This is a genomic window from Pantoea sp. 1.19, from assembly GCF_001922585.1.
Classification (GTDB): Bacteria; Pseudomonadota; Gammaproteobacteria; order Enterobacterales; family Enterobacteriaceae; genus 1-19.
Genome location: NZ_MRBS01000004.1, coordinates 192,445 through 209,972 on the forward strand (window position 1 = coordinate 192,445; position 17,528 = coordinate 209,972).

General features: G+C 60.6%; 15 protein-coding genes. 3 read left to right on the top strand and 12 right to left on the bottom strand.

The window, feature by feature from the left end; translation table 11 throughout:
• Positions 1-25: 25 nt before the first annotated feature.
• On the top strand, positions 26-619 hold the full coding sequence (locus BS626_RS10075; RefSeq protein WP_075182264.1) for a 5-formyltetrahydrofolate cyclo-ligase: 594 nt from the start codon (positions 26-28) through the stop codon (positions 617-619).
• Between the two features lie 67 nt (positions 620-686).
• Here the strand turns inward: BS626_RS10075 and serA are convergent, their stop codons facing one another.
• Entirely contained in the window at positions 687-1,925 is a 1,239-nt protein-coding gene (gene serA / locus BS626_RS10080; RefSeq protein ID WP_075182265.1) for a phosphoglycerate dehydrogenase, read from the bottom strand.
• A 308-nt stretch (positions 1,926-2,233) separates the two neighbouring features.
• Positions 2,234-2,893 (bottom strand): ribose-5-phosphate isomerase RpiA, encoded by a 660-nt coding sequence (gene rpiA, locus BS626_RS10085; protein WP_075182266.1) that lies wholly within the window; start codon positions 2,891-2,893, stop codon positions 2,234-2,236.
• A gap of 128 nt (positions 2,894-3,021) precedes the next feature.
• On the opposite strand from rpiA, the gene BS626_RS10090 reads away from it, so the two are divergent.
• A complete protein-coding gene (locus BS626_RS10090) occupies positions 3,022-3,927 on the top strand; it encodes a LysR family transcriptional regulator ArgP (RefSeq protein ID WP_075182267.1) in 906 nt (301 codons plus the stop codon).
• 37 nt (positions 3,928-3,964) lie between these two features.
• Here BS626_RS10090 and BS626_RS10095 read toward each other — a convergent pair whose 3' ends face one another.
• The 7 genes from BS626_RS10095 to tkt all read right to left on the bottom strand — a co-directional run bounded on the left by BS626_RS10095 (position 3,965) and on the right by tkt (position 12,324).
• Positions 3,965-4,690, bottom strand: coding sequence for an oxidative stress defense protein (locus tag BS626_RS10095; RefSeq protein WP_240494290.1), 726 nt, complete (start codon positions 4,688-4,690; stop codon positions 3,965-3,967).
• Between the two features lie 158 nt (positions 4,691-4,848).
• Entirely contained in the window at positions 4,849-5,469 is a 621-nt protein-coding gene (gene argO / locus BS626_RS10100) for an arginine exporter ArgO (protein ID WP_075182390.1), read from the bottom strand.
• 135 nt (positions 5,470-5,604) lie between these two features.
• Positions 5,605-6,477 (bottom strand): small-conductance mechanosensitive channel MscS, encoded by an 873-nt coding sequence (gene mscS, locus BS626_RS10105; RefSeq protein WP_075182269.1) that lies wholly within the window; start codon positions 6,475-6,477, stop codon positions 5,605-5,607.
• A gap of 183 nt (positions 6,478-6,660) precedes the next feature.
• Entirely contained in the window at positions 6,661-7,740 is a 1,080-nt protein-coding gene (gene fbaA / locus BS626_RS10110) for a class II fructose-bisphosphate aldolase (protein ID WP_075182391.1), read from the bottom strand.
• Positions 7,741-7,839: 99 nt separating this feature from the next.
• On the bottom strand, positions 7,840-9,003 hold the full coding sequence (pgk, locus tag BS626_RS10115; RefSeq protein WP_075182270.1) for a phosphoglycerate kinase: 1,164 nt from the start codon (positions 9,001-9,003) through the stop codon (positions 7,840-7,842).
• Between the two features lie 22 nt (positions 9,004-9,025).
• Positions 9,026-10,075 carry an erythrose-4-phosphate dehydrogenase gene (gene epd / locus BS626_RS10120; protein ID WP_075182271.1) on the bottom strand — a complete coding sequence of 350 codons (1,050 nt, stop codon included), beginning with the start codon at positions 10,073-10,075 and terminating at the stop codon, positions 9,026-9,028.
• Positions 10,076-10,332: 257 nt separating this feature from the next.
• The gene (gene tkt, locus BS626_RS10125; protein ID WP_075182272.1) at positions 10,333-12,324 is read right to left on the bottom strand and encodes a transketolase; all 1,992 of its coding nucleotides are present in this window, start codon (positions 12,322-12,324) and stop codon (positions 10,333-10,335) included.
• A gap of 263 nt (positions 12,325-12,587) precedes the next feature.
• Between tkt and BS626_RS10130 the strand changes: the two genes are divergently transcribed.
• A complete protein-coding gene (locus tag BS626_RS10130) occupies positions 12,588-13,340 on the top strand; it encodes a M48 family metallopeptidase (protein ID WP_075182273.1) in 753 nt (250 codons plus the stop codon).
• A gap of 257 nt (positions 13,341-13,597) precedes the next feature.
• Here BS626_RS10130 and BS626_RS10135 read toward each other — a convergent pair whose 3' ends face one another.
• From BS626_RS10135 to BS626_RS10145, 3 genes are read right to left on the bottom strand one after another with little or no spacing between them, the layout of a single operon-like run.
• Positions 13,598-15,238, bottom strand: a complete 1,641-nt coding sequence (locus BS626_RS10135) for a thiamine pyrophosphate-binding protein (RefSeq protein ID WP_075182274.1) — start codon at positions 15,236-15,238, stop codon at positions 13,598-13,600.
• 15 nt (positions 15,239-15,253) lie between these two features.
• Positions 15,254-16,723, bottom strand: coding sequence for an aldehyde dehydrogenase (locus BS626_RS10140; protein WP_075182275.1), 1,470 nt, complete (start codon positions 16,721-16,723; stop codon positions 15,254-15,256).
• A gap of 13 nt (positions 16,724-16,736) precedes the next feature.
• The gene (locus BS626_RS10145; RefSeq protein ID WP_075182276.1) at positions 16,737-17,519 is read right to left on the bottom strand and encodes an aspartate dehydrogenase; all 783 of its coding nucleotides are present in this window, start codon (positions 17,517-17,519) and stop codon (positions 16,737-16,739) included.
• Between the last annotated feature and the right edge of the window lie 9 nt (positions 17,520-17,528).

Sequence of the window (17,528 nt, forward strand, 5' to 3'; positions counted from 1 at the left end):
TGTTCTTATTCAGGACGCATGCGTTATGCCTACACTCTCCTCTACCCGACAGCAACTGCGTCACCGCATCCGTCAACTGCGACGTGCGCTCTCCCCTGCGCAGCAGCAGCAGGCCGCCGAAGCCGTCTGCCAGCGGGCACTGACTTATCCGCCGCTGCAGGCCGCACGTACCGTTGCGCTGTTTTTATCGATCGACGGCGAGCTGGATACGCAACCGCTGATTACCGCGCTGTGGCGACAGGGGAAAACGGTCTGCCTGCCGGTCCTGCATCCCTTCTGCCCCGGCCAGCTGCTCTTTCTGCGCTATGACGCGCACACCCCGCTGCGGCGCAATCGCCTTGGCATAGCGGAACCCCCGCTGGATATTCGCCTGCTGGTGCCGCTGGCGCAGCTGGATCTGCTGCTGATGCCGCTGGTAGCGTTTGATCGCCATGGGCAACGGTTAGGGATGGGCGGCGGCTTTTACGATCGCACGCTGCAGCAGCATCAGCGCTACGGCTTTCACCGCGCGGGCCTGGCGCATGATATACAGCGGGTGGAAAACTTACCGGCCGAAGCCTGGGACGTGCCGCTGCCGGCGGTGATCACCCCGGGCGGGATCTGGACGTGGTCGTCGTGAGCGAAAACGGCGCCGCGGTTGGGCCGGAACGGGTTAACTATCCGTGCGGCCCAGCGCGGCGCAGAAATCAGTACAGCAGGCGCGCGCGGATCGTCCCCGGGATCGCCTTCATCAGCTGCAGCGCATTGGCCGCCACCGACTCCTGCGCATCAACATCAATCACCACGTAGCCCATATACGGCGTGGTTTGCAGATACTGCGCGGCAATGTTAATTCCCTGCTCAGCAAAGATCTGGTTGATGGCGGTCAGCACGCCCGGACGGTTTTCGTGAATGTGCAGCAGGCGGCTGACGGAGTCGCCGTGCACCGGCAGCGACGCTTCCGGGAAGTTGACTGCGGAGAGGGTGGAACCGTTGTCTGAGTATTTCGCCAGCTTGCCGGCGACTTCTATCCCGATATTCTCCTGCGCTTCCTGCGTGGATCCGCCGATGTGTGGCGTCAGGATCACATTATCGAACTCGCACAGCGGCGAGTTGAACGGCTCGCTGTTGGTGGCCGGTTCGGTAGGGAAAACGTCGATCGCCGCGCCCGCCAGGTGCTTACTGGCCAGCGCCTGACACAGGGCCGGAATATCGACCACCGTACCGCGCGAGGCGTTAATCAGCAGGGAGCCGGGCTTCATCAGCGCCAGCTCTTCCGGCCCCATCATGTTTTGCGTCGAGGCGGTTTCCGGTACGTGCAGGCTAACCACATCGCTCATGTTCAACAGCTCAGAGAGGTGACGGATTTGAGTCGCATTGCCGAGCGGCAGCTTATTCTCGATGTCATAAAAATAGACGTGCATGCCGAGGCTTTCCGCCAGCACACCGAGCTGCATGCCAATATGGCCGTAGCCAATGATCCCCAGCTTCTTCCCGCGCGCTTCAAAACAGCCGACCGCCTGCTTATTCCAGACGCCGCGGTGCGCTTTGGCGTTGGCTTCCGGTATGCCGCGCAGCAGCAGCAGCAGTTCGCCGATCACCAGTTCGGCCACGGAGCGGGTATTGGAGAACGGCGCGTTAAACACCGGTACGCCGCGCTTACCGGCGGCATCGAGATCGACCTGATTGGTGCCGATGCAGAAACAGCCGACGGCCACCAGTTTTTCCGCCGCGGCGAAGATGTCTTCGGTCAACTGCGTGCGGGAGCGAATGCCGATGAAGTGCGCATCACGGATCGCAGTTTTCAGCTCATCGCTGTCGAGCGCACCTTTGTGGTATTCAATGTTGGTGTAGCCTGAGGCTTTCAGCGTCTCAATCGCACTCTGGTGCACGCCTTCCACCAGCAAAAACTTAATCTTGTCTTTCTCCAGTGATACTTTTGCCATTTCCCAACCCTATTTAGCAGACTTCAGTAAGAGCCGCCTCTCCGACGCGGTGCGCCGGAACGTAAGCCAGCCTGCTGTCAAAATATCAAAATTCTGGCGCGCGGCAATACAAACGATTGCCTGCCCGCCAGCACAGGCGCGGTACGCTGGCACACTGCGCAACAGAATATAGGGCTTCAGCGTCACGCCCCAGGAGAACCGGACGGCATCAGGACAATTTGTGATATAAGTCACCGATTTTTGCGACAAACAGAAAAGATGTTTTGCCGAAAAAAATAACGGGCGCCACCGCGGGGGCACCCGCCGAATCATTTTTTGAAGGTGCGCACGCCGTCGGGGCCGCCGATCAGCGCAACGTCCGCCCCGCGGCTGGCGAACAGCCCGACGGTGACCACGCCCGGCAGGCCATTGATCGCCATTTCCAGCGCCACCGGATCGAGGATCTGCAGGCCCCAGACGTCGAGGATAACATTACCGTTGTCGGTCACCACCCCCTGACGATACTCCGGACGACCGCCCAGTTTGACCAGCTCGCGCGCCACGTAGCTGCGCGCCATCGGAATCACCTCGACCGGCAGCGGGAAGCGTCCCAGCACGTCAACCTGCTTTGAGATATCGGCTATGCAGACAAACAGGTCCGCGACCGCCGCAACGATTTTTTCCCGGGTCAGCGCCGCGCCGCCGCCCTTGATCATTTGCATCTGCCCGTTGATCTCATCTGCGCCGTCGACGTATACCGCCAGCTTATCGATCGCATTGAGATCGAACACCGGGATCCCGAGACTTTTCAGTTTGAGGGTAGAGGCCTCCGAGCTGGAGACCGCTCCCGCAATGTCTCCCTTAATCGAACCGAGTGCGTCAATAAAGTGCGCCGCGGTTGAACCGGTGCCTACGCCAACAATCGTCCCGGGCTGGACATAATCCAGCGCCGCCCAGCCCACCGCTTTTTTCAGTTCATCCTGCGTCATCATTCATTCCTGGCCTGTGCCTGTCACCGAGCGCGTAGTATAAACCGCTTACCCGGCAACAGAGGGGGGCAAAGTGTGAAAAATGTGGCATAGTGCGAAACATTCACTGCAAGGAGAGTTACACCATCATGAAACGCCCGGACTATCGCACACTGCAGGCCCTGGATGCGGTCATCAGAGAGCGCGGCTTTGAACGCGCCGCACAAAAGCTCTGCATCACCCAATCCGCAGTGTCCCAGCGCATCAAGCAACTGGAGAATATGTTTGGGCAACCCCTGCTGGTGCGCACCGTGCCGCCGCGCCCGACCGAACAGGGCCAGAAGCTGCTGGCGCTGTTACACCAGGTTGAGCTGCTGGAAGAGGAGTGGCTGGGGGATGAAAACGGCGGCACGACCCCGCTGCTACTGTCGCTGGCGGTGAACGCCGACAGCCTGGCCACCTGGCTGCTGCCGGCGCTGAAAGACGTGCTGACCGATTCACCGGTGCGGCTTAATCTGCAGGTGGAAGATGAAACCCGTACCCAGGAACGACTGCGCCGCGGCGAGGTGGTCGGCGCGGTCAGTATTCAGCCCCAGCCGCTGCCGAGTTGCCTGGTGGATCAGCTCGGGGCACTGGACTACCTGTTTGTCGGCTCGCCGACGTTTGCCGCCCGCTATTTTCCCAACGGCGTCACCCGTCCGGCGCTGCTGAAGGCACCGGCGGTGGCTTTTGATCATCTCGACGATATGCACCAGGCCTTTTTACAGCAGAACTTTGATTTGTCGCCGGGCAGCGTGCCCTGCCATATCGTTAACTCGTCGGAAGCCTTCGTGCAGCTGGCGCGGCAGGGTTCGACCTGCTGTATGATTCCGCACCTGCAGATTGAGCGCGAGTTGGAGAACGGTGAGCTGATTGATTTGACACCGGGACTGCTGCAGCGGCGGATGCTGTACTGGCACCGCTTTGCGCCGGAAAGCCGGCTGATGCGGCGGGTGACCGATGCGCTGCTGGCGCACGGCCATCGCGTGCTGCGCCAGGGGACGGAAGCCAGCTGAGATAGCGCGGGCCACCCTCCGGGGGCCCGCAAGCGACTTACGGATTACGCTGCAGTTCAAACACCACGTCGACCTGATCGTCAAAGTGGATTGTCTGCTGCTCGTAGGTCTCGGCGGCCGACGCCATCGGCGCCGCTTCAGCAGCCTTATACATCCGCGCCACCGGCATGGGCTGATAGTTCGCAACGTGGTACCGCACGCTGTAGACCGGCCCCAGCTTGCTGTTGAAGCCTGCGGCCAGCGCCGCGGCCTGCGAAGTGGCATTCTCAATGGCCGCCTGGCGCGCCTTGTCACGCCAGGTCTGCGGATTGGCAACCCCAAGCTCTACCGAGCGGATCTCATTCAGCCCCGACTTCAGGGCGCCATCCAGCAGATCGTTGAGCTTATCCAGCTGACGCAGGGTCACCTGCACCTGGCGCACGGCCTTGTAGCCTTTTAGTACCGACTTCCCGTCTTTCAGATAGTCGTACTCCGGCTGGGTGCGCAGGTTAGCGGCATCAATATCTTTCTTATCAATGCCATTTTTCTGCAGGAAATCAAAGTACTGTGCCACGCGATCGTCCGCCTGTTTTTTGGCCTGCGCCGCATCTTTCGACGACACGCTGACCTCGATCGCCAGCGTGGCAATATCGGGCCTGGCATCGACGCTCGACTGGCCGGAGGTCACCACGTGGGGACCATTGGGCAGCTCATTCGCTGCGGCGATAACCGGGACGACACTCAGTCCCATCAGGGTGGCAAATGCCAGCGATGTTAGCTTCACTCTTTCCTCCGTGTGCACGGGTTTCCGTTGCGCAAGTGTAATCTTCCGGCGGGCCATCACCCTGCGTTTTACCGCTCTTAACGCGACGGCCCTCAATGCCCGCTAAGCTTAATCCCGTCCGAGCCATTCTGCCATGATCGCAAGTCTGATTCTGTCGCTTACTGCGTAGCCCATGCCTGCCACGCCAGCTTACCGGCTACGCCCCACATCACGATGCCCACCAGCAGCTGGATCGTGCGCTGGGCCAACACGGTATTGAGCCGCGGCGCCAGCCGCGCGGCCAGCAGCGCCAGACCAAAGAACCAGAGCAGCGAAGCGGTGATGGTCCCCAGTGCAAACCAGCGGCGCGGTTCGGTCGGCAGCTGTCCACCCAGGCTGCCGAGCACCACAAAGGTATCGAGATAGACGTGGGGATTGAGCCAGGTCACCGCCATCAGGGTCAGGACAATGCGCCAGCGGCCGCGCGGCGCCTGCAGGGTTTGCGCCAGGGTTACCGCGCCGCTGCAGGCAGTTTTTAACGCCCCAAAACCGTACCACAGCAGAAACGCCACCCCGCCCCAGGTAACCCACTGCAGCAGCAGGGGCGACTGCAGCAGCAGCGCGCTGCCGCCAAATAGGCCAGCGCCAATCAGCAGCGCATCGCTCAGGCTACAAAGCGCGGCGGTCATCACGTGATACTGGCGCTGCATCCCCTGATTCATCACAAATACATTTTGCGGGCCGAGTGGCAGGATCAGCGCCGCCCCCAGCATGACGCCCTGAAAATAGATCGAAAACACCGCCGTCACCTCTGTCCGTTGCCGTAATGGCGGGCAGTGTAAGAGGGAAGCATCATAAGGGGAAACGCAAAATATTAATGGGGAATAAGCAGAACTTATCATGGGTGCGGCGGGCGCCGCACCCAACATCGAGAATTACTCGCTTTGCGCCACGGCCTCCGCCGCTTTGACGCGGTGCAGATGAACATCCATCTGCGGATAAGGAATGCCAATTCCCTGCGCATCCAGGGCGCGCTTGAAGTTGGCCAGCAGATCCCAGTACACCTGCTGCAGATCGCCGCTCTTGCTCCAGCAGCGCACGATGTAGTTGACCGAAGACGCGCCGAGTTCATTCAGGCCAATCTGGATACCGCGCTCCTGAATGACCCGCTCATCGGCCTCTACGACGCCGCGCAGCAGGGTCATCACCTGATCCACGTCGGCATCGTAAGACACGCCAATAATAAATTCATTGCGGCGCTCCGGCTCGCGCGAGTAGTTAATGATGTTGCCGGCGATGATTTTGCCATTCGGCACCACCACGATTTTTCCGTCGGTCGTTTTCAGCGTCGTGGAGAAGATCTGCACGCTGAGCACCGTACCGGCAATGCCGCCCAGATCAACGTACTCTCCGGCGCGGAACGGGCGGAAGGTGACCAGCAGCACCCCGGCGGCCAGATTACCCAGCGACCCCTGCAGCGCCAGCGCAAAGGCCAGGCCCGCGGCACCCAGTACCGCAATCACCGAGGCGGTCTGTACACCAACCCGCCCCAGTGCGGCAATCAGCGTAAAGGCAATGATGCCGTAGCGCACCAGCGCAGCAAGAAAATCCGCTACCGTGGTATCGATTTTACGCGCTTTCAGCATACGGTTGACCGCGCCGGAGATAACCCGTGCGACCAGCATACCGATAATGATAATGACGATTGCCGCCACGATATTGACTGCATAGCTCAGGATTAACGCCTGATTACGCACCAGCCAGCCGCCGGCATTATTGATGCCTTCGACTACGTTTAGCTCTTCCATTCAACCACCCTTTCTCATCCCAAAAAATACACACCGCCCCCGCTTGCGCGGGCGAGTAACCCGAACAAGGGTAACCAAAAATGGGCAACTGTGCCAAATACCGAACGTTTTTTCGCACGCTCCCGCCGGTCACCGGCCAAAAAAAAGGCCCCTGACGGGGCCTTTCGGACGGAAGGACGAGCCTTACAGGACGTCGACCGCGTTCAGTTCTTTGAAGGCCTGCTCAAGGCGCACGACCATAGAGGACTGCGCCGCGCGCAGCCAAACGCGCGGATCGTAATATTTTTTGTTCGGCTGATCTTCGCCTTTCGGATTGCCCAGCTGGCTCTGCAGATAGGCTTCATTGCCTTTGTAGTACTGCAGGATGCCATCCCAGGTGGCCCACTGGGTATCCGTGTCGATGTTCATCTTAATCACGCCGTAGCTGATGGACTCTTTGATCTCTTCGGCAGAGGAGCCGGAACCGCCATGGAACACGAAATCCAGCGCGTTGTGCGGCAGATTATGTTTCTTGCTGACGTACTCCTGCGAATCGCGCAGGATAGTCGGCGTCAGCTTAACGTTACCCGGCTTGTAGACGCCGTGCACGTTGCCGAAAGAGGCCGCGATGGTGAAGCGATGGCTGATTTTGCTCAGCTCGGTGTACGCGTAATCCACATCTTCCGGCTGGGTGTACAGCGCAGATGCGTCCATGTGGCTGTTATCCACGCCGTCTTCTTCACCGCCGGTGCAGCCCAGCTCGATTTCCAGCGTCATGTTCAGTTTTTCCATGCGCGCCAGATACTGGCTACAAATTTCGATGTTTTCTTCCAGCGACTCTTCGGACAGGTCGATCATGTGGGAAGAGAACAGCGGTTTACCGGTTTTCTTGAAGTGTTCTTCGCCGGCATCCAGCAGGCCGTCGATCCACGGCAGCAGTTTCTTCGCGCAGTGGTCAGTGTGCAGGATCACCGGCACGCCGTAGTGCTCGGCCATCTGGTGGACGTGCAGCGCACCGGAGATGGCGCCAAAAATGGCCGCGCCCTGCGGTTTATCGGTCTTCAGGCCTTTACCGGCCATAAACGCCGCACCGCCGTTGGAGAACTGCACAATGACCGGAGCTTTAACTTTCGCCGCGGCTTCCAGTACCGCGTTGATGGAGTCCGTGCCCACGCAGTTAACGGCCGGCAGGGCGAAGTGATGCTCTTTCGCCACGTTGAAGATTTTCTGTACGTCATCACCCGTGACAACGCCCGGTTTTACGAAATCAAAAATTTTAGCCATGGTTATATCCTGTTTCATTGGCCTGATGCCTGGCTGAGTCAGCGCAGACAGGGGAAGATAAACGGAGTGGGCGACGGGCCTGCCGCCGCCCCGTGAACCTTACTGCTTGGCGCGCGCTTCCAGCATCGCGACCGCCGGCAGCGTTTTGCCTTCGACGAACTCGAGGAAGGCGCCACCGCCGGTAGAGATGTAGGAGATTTTGTCCTCAATCCCAAACAGGTCGATCGCCGCCAGGGTGTCACCGCCGCCGGCCACGGAGAAGGCCTCGCTATCGGCAATGGCGTTGGCAATGATTTCGGTTCCCTTACGGAAGTTCGGGAACTCGAATACGCCGACCGGACCGTTCCACAGGATGGTTTTGGCGTTTTTCAGCAGCGCCGCCATCGCCTGTGCGGTCTCATCACCGAAATCCATGATCTCTTCGTCATCGGCGATCTCGCTCACTTTTTTCACCGTGGCCGGCGCAGTTTCAGAGAACTCTTTACCGGTGCGGGAATCGGTCGGCACCGGAATGCCATACTCGTCGCGCAGTTTTTTCGCCGCCTCAACGAAGTCCGGCTCGTACAGGGATTTCCCAACCTTGTTGTCAATTGCCACGAAGGTATTGGCAATGCCGCCGCCAACAATGACCGTATCGGCGATTTTTACCAGCGACTGCAGCACGTCAAATTTGGTGGAGACTTTAGAACCCCCAACCACTGCCACCAGCGGACGTTCCGGATTGCTCATCACTTTGCCCAGCGCGTCCAGCTCCGCGGAGAGCAGCGGACCGGCACAGGCAATCGGCGCGAACTGACCGACGCCATGGGTAGAGGCCTGCGCGCGGTGGGCGGTGCCAAAAGCATCCATCACAAACACATCGCACAGCGCGGCGTATTTTTTCGCCAGCGTCTCGTCGTCTTTTTTCTCGCCTTTGTTAAAGCGCACGTTTTCCAGCACCACCAGTTCGCCGGCCGCCACCTCCACGCCGTCGAGGTACTCTTTTTCCAGACGAACCGGGGTGCCCGCCAGCTTATCCTTCAGGTAGTTCACTACCGGCAGCAGCGAGAACTCGTCGTTATATTCACCTTCGGTCGGGCGTCCCAGATGCGACGTCACCATCACTTTCGCACCCTGCTGCAGCGCGGCTTCGATAGTCGGCAGGGAGGCACGAATGCGCGCGTCCGACGTCACTTTACCTTCTTTGACCGGCACGTTGAGATCGGCACGGATCAGTACGCGTTTACCGGCCAGATCCAGATCGGTCATCTTAATTACAGACATGGTGAACCCTCTCGTTGATTCTCTAAGTGTTGTTGCAGGCGCACACCGCGCCGTGACTGAAACCGCTTGCGGCCATCGCCAACGTGGTATCCAGCATCCGGTTGGCAAAGCCCCATTCGTTATCGCACCAAACCAGCGTTTTAATCAGGTGCTGTCCACTGACCCGCGTTTGCGTGCCGTCCACAATGGCACTGTGCGGATCGTGATTGAAATCGACCGAGACCAAAGGCAATTCCGTGTAGTCAACTATACCATTAAACGCCCCCTCTGACGCATTCCTGAGCAGCGCATTCACCCGACCCGCATCTACCGCCTCACGCACGCTGACGCTGAGATCGATGGCGGTAACGTTGATGGTCGGCACGCGCACGGCGATGGCTTCGAAACGGTCATTGAAGTGAGGGAAGATCCGGGTAATCCCGGCAGCCAGCCGGGTATCCACCGGGATAATTGACTGGCTCGCCGCCCGCGTGCGGCGCAGATCGCTGTGATAAGCGTCAATCACCTGCTGATCGTGCATGGCCGAATGGATGGTGGTGACGGTGCCGGATTCAATGCCAAAGGCATCATCCAGCAGCTTAATGATCGGAATAATACAGTTTGTGGTACAGGAGGCGTTGGACACAATGCGGTCGCCGGCGCGCAGCGCCTGCTGGTTAACGCCAAACACCACGGTAGCATCCATATCGGCATCGGCAGGATGGGAAAACAGCACTTTCTTTGCCCCGGCGCGCAAATGGGCTTCGCCGTCGGCGCGGGAGCCGTACACCCCGGTACACTCCAGCACAATATCGACATTTAGTTCCCGCCACGGCAGATCGGCCAGCGCCGGCTGGTGCAGCAGGCGGATGGTATCGTCGCCGACGCACAGCCGATCCCGTTCCTGACGAACATCCCAGGCGAAGCGGCCGTGGCTGGTATCGTATTTCAGCAGATGCGCCATGCCGGCGCTGTCGGCCAGCTCGTTAATCGCCACCACGGCGATTTCCGCGCGGCGCCCGGTTTCGTAAAGGGCGCGTAACACATTTCGTCCAATGCGGCCAAAGCCATTAATCGCAATGCGAACGGTCATACCACTCCTGCATAACATCCCGAAAAAAACGGTGGCGACAGACTGGGCCAGATGGCGCCATTTGTACAGGAGATTATCACTGCACATGCGCGGCAGGCACGACAACTGAAACGGTTCAGCTAGGATAATGCAAGGCGGGAATAACCGGAATGATTGCGATCAAAAAGGGTGTCAATAATTGGATCTTCGTCACAAAAATCGCCCAATACGTCGCGGGAGAAGGCCGGGCAAGCGCCATGCTCGCCCGGCCCGTGAGATTACAGCAGCGCTTTCGCTTTCTGCACCACGTTATCGACGGTGAAGCCAAACTCTTTGAACAGCAGGTCCGCCGGCGCGGACTCACCGAAGGTGGTCATGCCAACGATAGCGCCGTTCAGACCGGTATATTTATACCAGTAGTCAGCGATCCCGGCTTCAATCGCCACGCGCGCGCTAACCGCTTTCGGCAGTACCGCTTCGCGGTAGGCCGCATCCTGCTTATCGAAGACGTCGGTCGACGGCATGGAGACCACGCGCACCTTACGCCCCTCTTCCGCCAGCCGATCGGCCGCGGCAACCGCCAGCTCCACTTCGGAACCGGTGGCAATCAGGATCAGTTCCGGCTGCCCTTCACAGGACTTCAACACGTAGCCACCGCGCGCTACGTTAGCCAGCTGCTCAGCGCTGCGCGGCTGCTGCGCCAGGTTTTGGCGGGAGAGGATCAGTGCGGTCGGGCCGTCCTGACGCTCAATCGCCGCTTTCCACGCCACCGCGGATTCGACCTGGTCGCACGGGCGCCAGCTGCTCATGTTCGGGGTAACGCGCAGGCTGGCCAGCTGCTCAACCGGCTGGTGGGTCGGACCATCTTCGCCCAGGCCAATCGAGTCGTGGGTGTAAACCAGCACCTGACGGATTTTCATCAGCGCCGCCATACGTACCGCGTTACGCGCATACTCAACAAACATCAGGAAGGTGGCGGTGTATGGCATAAAGCCGCCGTGCAGGGCGATGCCGTTCGCAATAGCGGTCATACCAAATTCGCGCACGCCGTAGTGGATATAGTTACCCGCAGCATCCTCATTCAGCGGCTTAGAGCCGGACCACATGGTCAGGTTGCTTGGGGCCAGATCCGCCGACCCGCCGAGGTATTCCGGCAGCAGCTTACCGAAGGCTTCAATCGCATTCTGTGAGGCTTTACGGCTGGCGATCTTCGCCGGGTTGGCCTGCAGCTGCTCAACGAACTTCTGCGACTCTTCCGCCCAGTTGGCCGGCAGCGTGTTGCTCACCCGACGAGTAAACTCTGCCGCCAGCTCCGGAAACGCGGACTGGTAGGCGGCAAACTTGCTGTTCCAGGCCGCCTCTTTCGCCTGACCGGCGTCTTTCGCGTCCCACTGGGCGTAGATATCTTGCGGGATATCAAACGGACCGTAGTGCCAGCCCAGCTGTTTGCGGGTCAGCGCGATCTCTTCGGCGCCCAGCGGCGCGCCGTGCGCATCGTGCGAGCCGGCTTTATTGGGCGAGCCGAAGCCAATGACCGTTTTGCACATCAGCAGAGACGGCTTATCGGTTACCGCACGCGCCTGTTCGATGGCCGCTTTGATCGCCTGCGCATCGTGGCCGTCAATACCGCGGATCACATGCCAGCCGTAGGATTCAAAGCGCATCGCGGTGTCATCGGTGAACCAACCGTCGATGTGACCATCAATGGAGATACCGTTGTCATCATAAAACGCCACCAGCTTGCCCAGCTTCAGGGTCCCGGCCAGCGAGCACACTTCGTGGGAGATGCCTTCCATCATGCAGCCATCGCCCATAAAGGCGTAGGTATAGTGGTCTACTATCTCATGGTTCGGACGGTTAAACTGCGCGGCCAGCGTGCGTTCGGCAATCGCCATGCCGACGGCGTTGGCAATCCCCTGCCCCAGCGGGCCGGTGGTGGTTTCTACGCCGGCCGTGTAACCGTACTCCGGGTGCCCCGGGGTTTTGGAATGCAGCTGACGGAAGTTTTCCAGCTCGCTCAGCGGCAGATCGTAGCCAGTGAGGTGCAGCAGGCTGTAAATCAGCATGGAACCGTGGCCATTGGAGAGAACGAAGCGGTCACGATCGGCCCAGTGCGGGTTAACCGGGTTGTGGTTCAGGTAGTCACGCCACAGCACTTCGGCAATATCCGCCATGCCCATTGGGGCACCCGGGTGGCCGGAATTGGCTTTTTGTACGGCATCCATACTGAGTGCGCGAATGGCGTTGGCAAGCTCTTTACGAGAAGACATTTTCTACTCCAGATCGGATTAATGCGCTTCGCCATCCTTAACCTATTGTAAGTAATAAATTATCAGGCAAAGCAAAGGAAGATCGGCTTTCAATTTACATCAAACCGCGCCTCGCGTACATGCCGCCAGAGGCAAAAAAAGCCGCCGTCCGCTGCTTTCAGAACCCTGGCGTCGCCGGAAGAATCGGAGTGTGATAACGTCATCCGGACTGTCACACTTTATGACCAAACGTCTTAACACCGCCTGTTTCTGAGGAAGATACTATGAAAATCCGTGCCGCCGCTCTGGCGCTCTCCCTGGCCCCCCTCCTTACCGGGTGTCAGAATATGGACAGCAATGGCCTGCTCCAATCCGGCGCGCAGGCGTTTCAGGCCTGGAGCCTCACGGATGAACAGGTCAAAACGCTCAGCGATCAGTCCTGCCAGAAAATGGACAGCGAAGCGCAAATCGCGCCGGCCAACAGTGAATACACCCAGCGCCTGAACAAAATTGCCGCCGCGCTGGGCGACAACATTAACGGCACGCCGGCCAACTACAAGGTCTATCTGACCAAAGATGTGAATGCCTGGGCGATGGCCAATGGCTGTATTCGCGTCTACAGCGGCCTGATGGACATGATGACCGATAACGAAGTGGAAGGCGTGCTGGGCCACGAAATGGGCCACGTCGCGCTGGGCCACACCCGTAAAGCGATGCAGGTTGCCGTTGGGACCAGCGCGGCGCGAACCGCGATTGGATCGGCCGGCGGCATCGGCGCCAGCCTGAGCCAGTCGCAGCTGGGTGATTTGGGTGAAAAACTGATCAACGCACAGTTCTCGCAAACCCAGGAGACGCAGGCCGATGATTACTCCTTCGATCTGTTGAAGAAACGCGGCATCAGCCCGGACGGCCTGGCCAGCAGCTTTGATAAGCTCGCCAGGCTAGGCGGCGGTCAGCAGAGCACCCTGTTTGACTCTCACCCTGACTCCGCTGCGCGCGCGCAGCACATCCGCGATCGTATTGCCGCCGGACAATAACGCACGCGGGTCCTCGGCCCTCCCCCGGCGTCATGTCCGGGGTCGGGCCAGCTGTCGGGCACACCCGCTGTGCACACAGAAATCAGCGCCATATCCGGGCCTGCGCCGGAATCTGCCAGCCAGCCGGGGTGCCGACCCCGTGAGCGATCGCTTTTTCGGCAAGCGCCGTTCGCCCTGGGCCTGCCCCCCTGGCGCAGCGCGCTGTGATAATCGTCGCGCCGACCGGTTTTAAACAGGGGCATCGTTCGGCACCACCGTTAATACAGCGTTTTTTGCGGCGGCCCCGCAAAACGTAGTGGACCAATGGCATGCATATCCACCTCCACCACCGACGGTCCCGATACAGCCAGCGCTTCTGCCAGAATGGCGTCGGCCTCTGCAATGTGCGTGAGTCGCCACGCCCGCAGCCCTGTTGCGGTGGCTACTGCGCAAAAATCTGGCGTATGAAGCCGGTTATAATATTGTCGACCGGCAAAATACTTATCCTGAATGCCGCGCATCACGCCGTACCCGCCGTCGTTCATCACCAGCAGCGTGACGTTCACCTTCTCCTGGGCCAGCGTAGCCAGCTCTCCCAGCCCCAGTGACAGGCCCCCGTCACCCACCAGCGCAACAATTTTTTGCCCGGGATTGGCCAACGCGGTGCCAATGCTCATCGCCAGTCCCATACCGATTGCACCGGCCAGGGAGTGAACATTATGGCGTGGCCGGCAGGCGCGAAACAGGCGGCTGCCCCACAGGCTGCCGGATACGGTAATATCGCGCACCAATATGCCCTCCGCCGGCAGACTGCGCGCCAGCGCATCATTTAATTGCGCATAGGGGCCACACTGCTCACGCAATTCAGCCTCGGCGGCGGTAACCGCGTCGACAATCGCCCGATCCCACTCGGCGCAGACCTTTTCTCCCGGGCTTAACGCAGCGGCCAGCGCGGGCAACAGCGTTTCACACGCGCCGGTGATCGTCATATCCATAGCGTAATTACGCCCGGCAGCGGCAGGATCGAGATCCATCTGCAGACGCGGAGCGGGTAAGTTCAGCGTCCAGCTGCGGGTCTCATTACTGCGCAGGCGCGATCCCGCAATCAGCGTAAGGTCGCACTGTGCCATCAGCGCCTCAACCGCCGATGCGTTATGAAACGCCCGCAGGCTACGCGGATGGTCATCAGCAAGAATCCCGCGACCGTGAGTGCTGGAGATAACGGTCACACCGGCATCGGCCAGCTGGCGAACGGCCCCGGCGCACTGCACCGCGCCACCGCCGACCCATAATAGCGGCCTTTTCGCCGCCTTAAGCCGCGCGATCAACCGTTCCCTGGCCTCGCGTGGCGGCGGTGCCACACATGGCGGCTGGCAGGGTGGCGTTAACAGCGACACCGGAATCGGCGTATTCTGGATATCAATGGGGATCTCCAGTGAGACCGGACCGCAGGGCGGGGTCTGCGCCAGCTGAATCGCTTTATGTAGCAGGGCTATCGCCTGCTGCGCCGACGTCACGCGCAGCGCCGCTTTACCGCTGGCGCGTAATATTCCCCACTGATCGCGCGTCTCATGAATAAAGCCGCAGTCTGCATCAAGCCACGCCTTTTCCACCTGCCCCGTGAGGTGCAGCAGCGGGGTGCCGGCATTCAACGCTTCAAGCAAACCGCCAACGGCATTACCGGCACCAACCCCGGTGCTGGTCAGCGCCACTCCCAGCCCCGAAAATCGGCCGTGGGCGTCCGCCATGGTCACCGCCCCGGCCTCTCCCCGGGCGGGAACAAAGCGCACTGCACCGCGCTGGCCAATAGCGTCCGCAATGGGTAAATTGTGAATAGAGATAATGCCGTACAGCGTGGTGACGCCGTAGCTCTCCAGCGTGCGGGCAATGGCTTCCCCCACCGTGATCGTCGTGTTCATAGCAGCCCCTTTGGGTTAGTCACTCCAGTGGTTGATTCCGGGCGCGGTCGCCAGATAAACGCTTTTTTGCTGCATCCAGGCTTTGAGTCCCTGCCGCCCTTTCTCTCGTCCCAGCCCGCTTTGCTTATAACCACCAAACGGCGTCGAGACAGAGAACGTTTTATAGGTATTGATCCAAACCGTACCGACTTCGAGCTGCTCTGCCAGCCGCAACGCGCGCGCGCTGTCGCGGCTCCAGATCCCCGCAGCCAGGCCATAGATCGACGCATTTGCCGCCGCAATCAGCGCCGGCTCGTCATCAAAAGGCAGGGCAACTAACACCGGACCAAAGATTTCCTGCTGACACACCTGCGCTTGATTAGACAGGCCGGTGATAATGGTGGGTTCAAACCAGGGGCCGCACGCCAGCGTTGGATCGGAGGGGACGCCGCCGCCGCACAGCACGGTGCCTCCCTCTTCGCGCGCCAGCGCCACGTAGTGCATCACCCGCTCGCGCTGCGCCTCGTTGATCAGCGAGGCGACGTGAGTTCCGGGCTGACAGGGATGCCCAAGCCTGAGCGCGCGGGTCAGCTCGACCAGCCGGGCCATCAGCGGTTGCCAGAGAGTGCGATGAACAAACAGCCGGGTGCCGGCAATACATGCCTGACCCGCAGAGCTGAAGGCGCCGTAGCAGATCCCCCGTGCGGCAACCTCAACATCGGCATCATCCAGCACGATAGTCGGGGACTTCCCCCCCAGCTCTAACGAGGCTGGAATCAGCTTCTCAGCCGCAACGTGTGCCAGATGACGCCCCGTTTCCGTTCCCCCGGTAAACGCGATCTTCTTAACGAGTGGATGACGAATCAGCGCCTCACCGGTGACCGATCCCTTGCCCGGCAGCACGCTGAGTAGCCCACGCGGTAAACCGGCCTGCTCAAACAGTCGGGCCAGTTCCAGCGCCAACAGCGGCGTCGCTTCCGCCGGTTTGACCACCACCGCATTCCCCGCCGCCAGCGCCGGTGCTATCTTTTGCATTTCACTGGCCACCGGCGAATTCCAGGGCGTGATTGCCGCCACCACGCCGATCGGTTCATAGCGACTGAGCGTCATGATGCCCGGGGATCGCGGCGTGGTGAGCTCGCCTTCCAGCGTTTCGCAGGCGGCGGCAAAATAGCGGGCGGTGGCCGCCGCGCTGGCCACCAGGGCCCGCGTCTCCGCCAGGGGCTTGCCGTTATCGCGAGTTTGCAACTGGGCCAGCCTCTCCTGCTGTGCGTCAATCAGCTCACTGACCCGCAACAGGAGAGCCGCGCGCTGGTGTGGCAGCCGCTGACGCCACGCCGGGTCGCGCCACGCCTGCTCTGCGGCCTGCACTGCCGCCTCGACATCCTCAGCGGAGGCGGCCCGCATCACCGTATTAAGACTGCCGTCGGCGGGAAAGCGGCTTTCCATGCGCGGCCCCCGCCCCTCTCGCCACACGCCCCCGACAAAAATTGGCACGGTTTCCATGTCAACTCTCTCCTCAGTATTGAAGCAGCTGTTGGCAGGCGCTGACCGCGCTGAGCGCCGCCAGCATGGATGTTTTTGCATTACTTTCCAGCGGATAGCCGCGAATCTCCAGCTGCATGTCACCAAACGGCCCTGTCGCGTTGATGCGGTGGACATTCCGGGCGATCCCGGGATCTACCCACAGCTCAACGCGAGTCTTATCCAGCCCGATACCGGCCAGCGCCAGCGTGGCCGCCACGTTTGCATTGGCAGGGAAGCGCGTTGCCGCCTCGCGTGCGCTGCCTTCAAAAAAGCACCGGGGATGGCTGACGCTGGCCAGATCAATCCGCCGCTCGGCTTCGCTACCGCGCCAGCTCGCCGGGCTTTTACGCGCCTGATAGGTGACCCGCTCCAGACCGGCGACGCGCGCCGCCTGCAGGCCGTCCAGCCCGGCGATGGCACCGGACAGCAACGTCAGCTGCCCCCCGCCCTCTGCCGCCGCGACGTTAAGCCGCGCTTCCAGTGCCGCATCGGCCAGCGCCCCCGTGGAGATCAGCGCCAGCCGCCAGCCGCGTTGCAGGATCGCCGGACCATACTCCGCCACCGCCTGCTGGCTGGCGCACTCCAATACCAGGTCGGGCCGCTCCATGCAGGCCTGCGGGGTGGTGAGTGGCACAATGGTGCCGGCACCCTGCTGAAGGATCGCGGCGTGGTGCGCTTCGCGCGCCACAATCCAGCGCACGCTCACCCCCTCCGGCAGGCGAGCCAGTACGTCATGCGCCATCGCGCCATAGCCAATTAACATCACGGTTTTCACAGCGTTCTC

Bases quoted from the DNA above. Each gene is read 5' to 3' on its own strand.
- BS626_RS10135 (WP_075182274.1), bottom strand. From the start codon at position 15,238: ATGAACACGACGATCACGGTGGGGGAAGCCATTGCCCGCACGCTGGAG.
- BS626_RS10090 (WP_075182267.1), top strand. From the start codon at position 3,022: ATGAAACGCCCGGACTATCGCACACTGCAGGCCCTGGATGCGGTCATC.
- BS626_RS10075 (WP_075182264.1), top strand. From the start codon at position 26: ATGCCTACACTCTCCTCTACCCGACAGCAACTGCGTCACCGCATCCGT.
- mscS (WP_075182269.1), bottom strand. From the start codon at position 6,477: ATGGAAGAGCTAAACGTAGTCGAAGGCATCAATAATGCCGGCGGCTGG.
- BS626_RS10130 (WP_075182273.1), top strand. From the start codon at position 12,588: ATGAAAATCCGTGCCGCCGCTCTGGCGCTCTCCCTGGCCCCCCTCCTT.
- pgk (WP_075182270.1), bottom strand. From the start codon at position 9,003: ATGTCTGTAATTAAGATGACCGATCTGGATCTGGCCGGTAAACGCGTA.
- BS626_RS10140 (WP_075182275.1), bottom strand. From the start codon at position 16,723: ATGGAAACCGTGCCAATTTTTGTCGGGGGCGTGTGGCGAGAGGGGCGG.
- epd (WP_075182271.1), bottom strand. From the start codon at position 10,075: ATGACCGTTCGCATTGCGATTAATGGCTTTGGCCGCATTGGACGAAAT.
- fbaA (WP_075182391.1), bottom strand. From the start codon at position 7,740: ATGGCTAAAATTTTTGATTTCGTAAAACCGGGCGTTGTCACGGGTGAT.
- rpiA (WP_075182266.1), bottom strand. From the start codon at position 2,893: ATGACGCAGGATGAACTGAAAAAAGCGGTGGGCTGGGCGGCGCTGGAT.
- serA (WP_075182265.1), bottom strand. From the start codon at position 1,925: ATGGCAAAAGTATCACTGGAGAAAGACAAGATTAAGTTTTTGCTGGTG.
- tkt (WP_075182272.1), bottom strand. From the start codon at position 12,324: ATGTCTTCTCGTAAAGAGCTTGCCAACGCCATTCGCGCACTCAGTATG.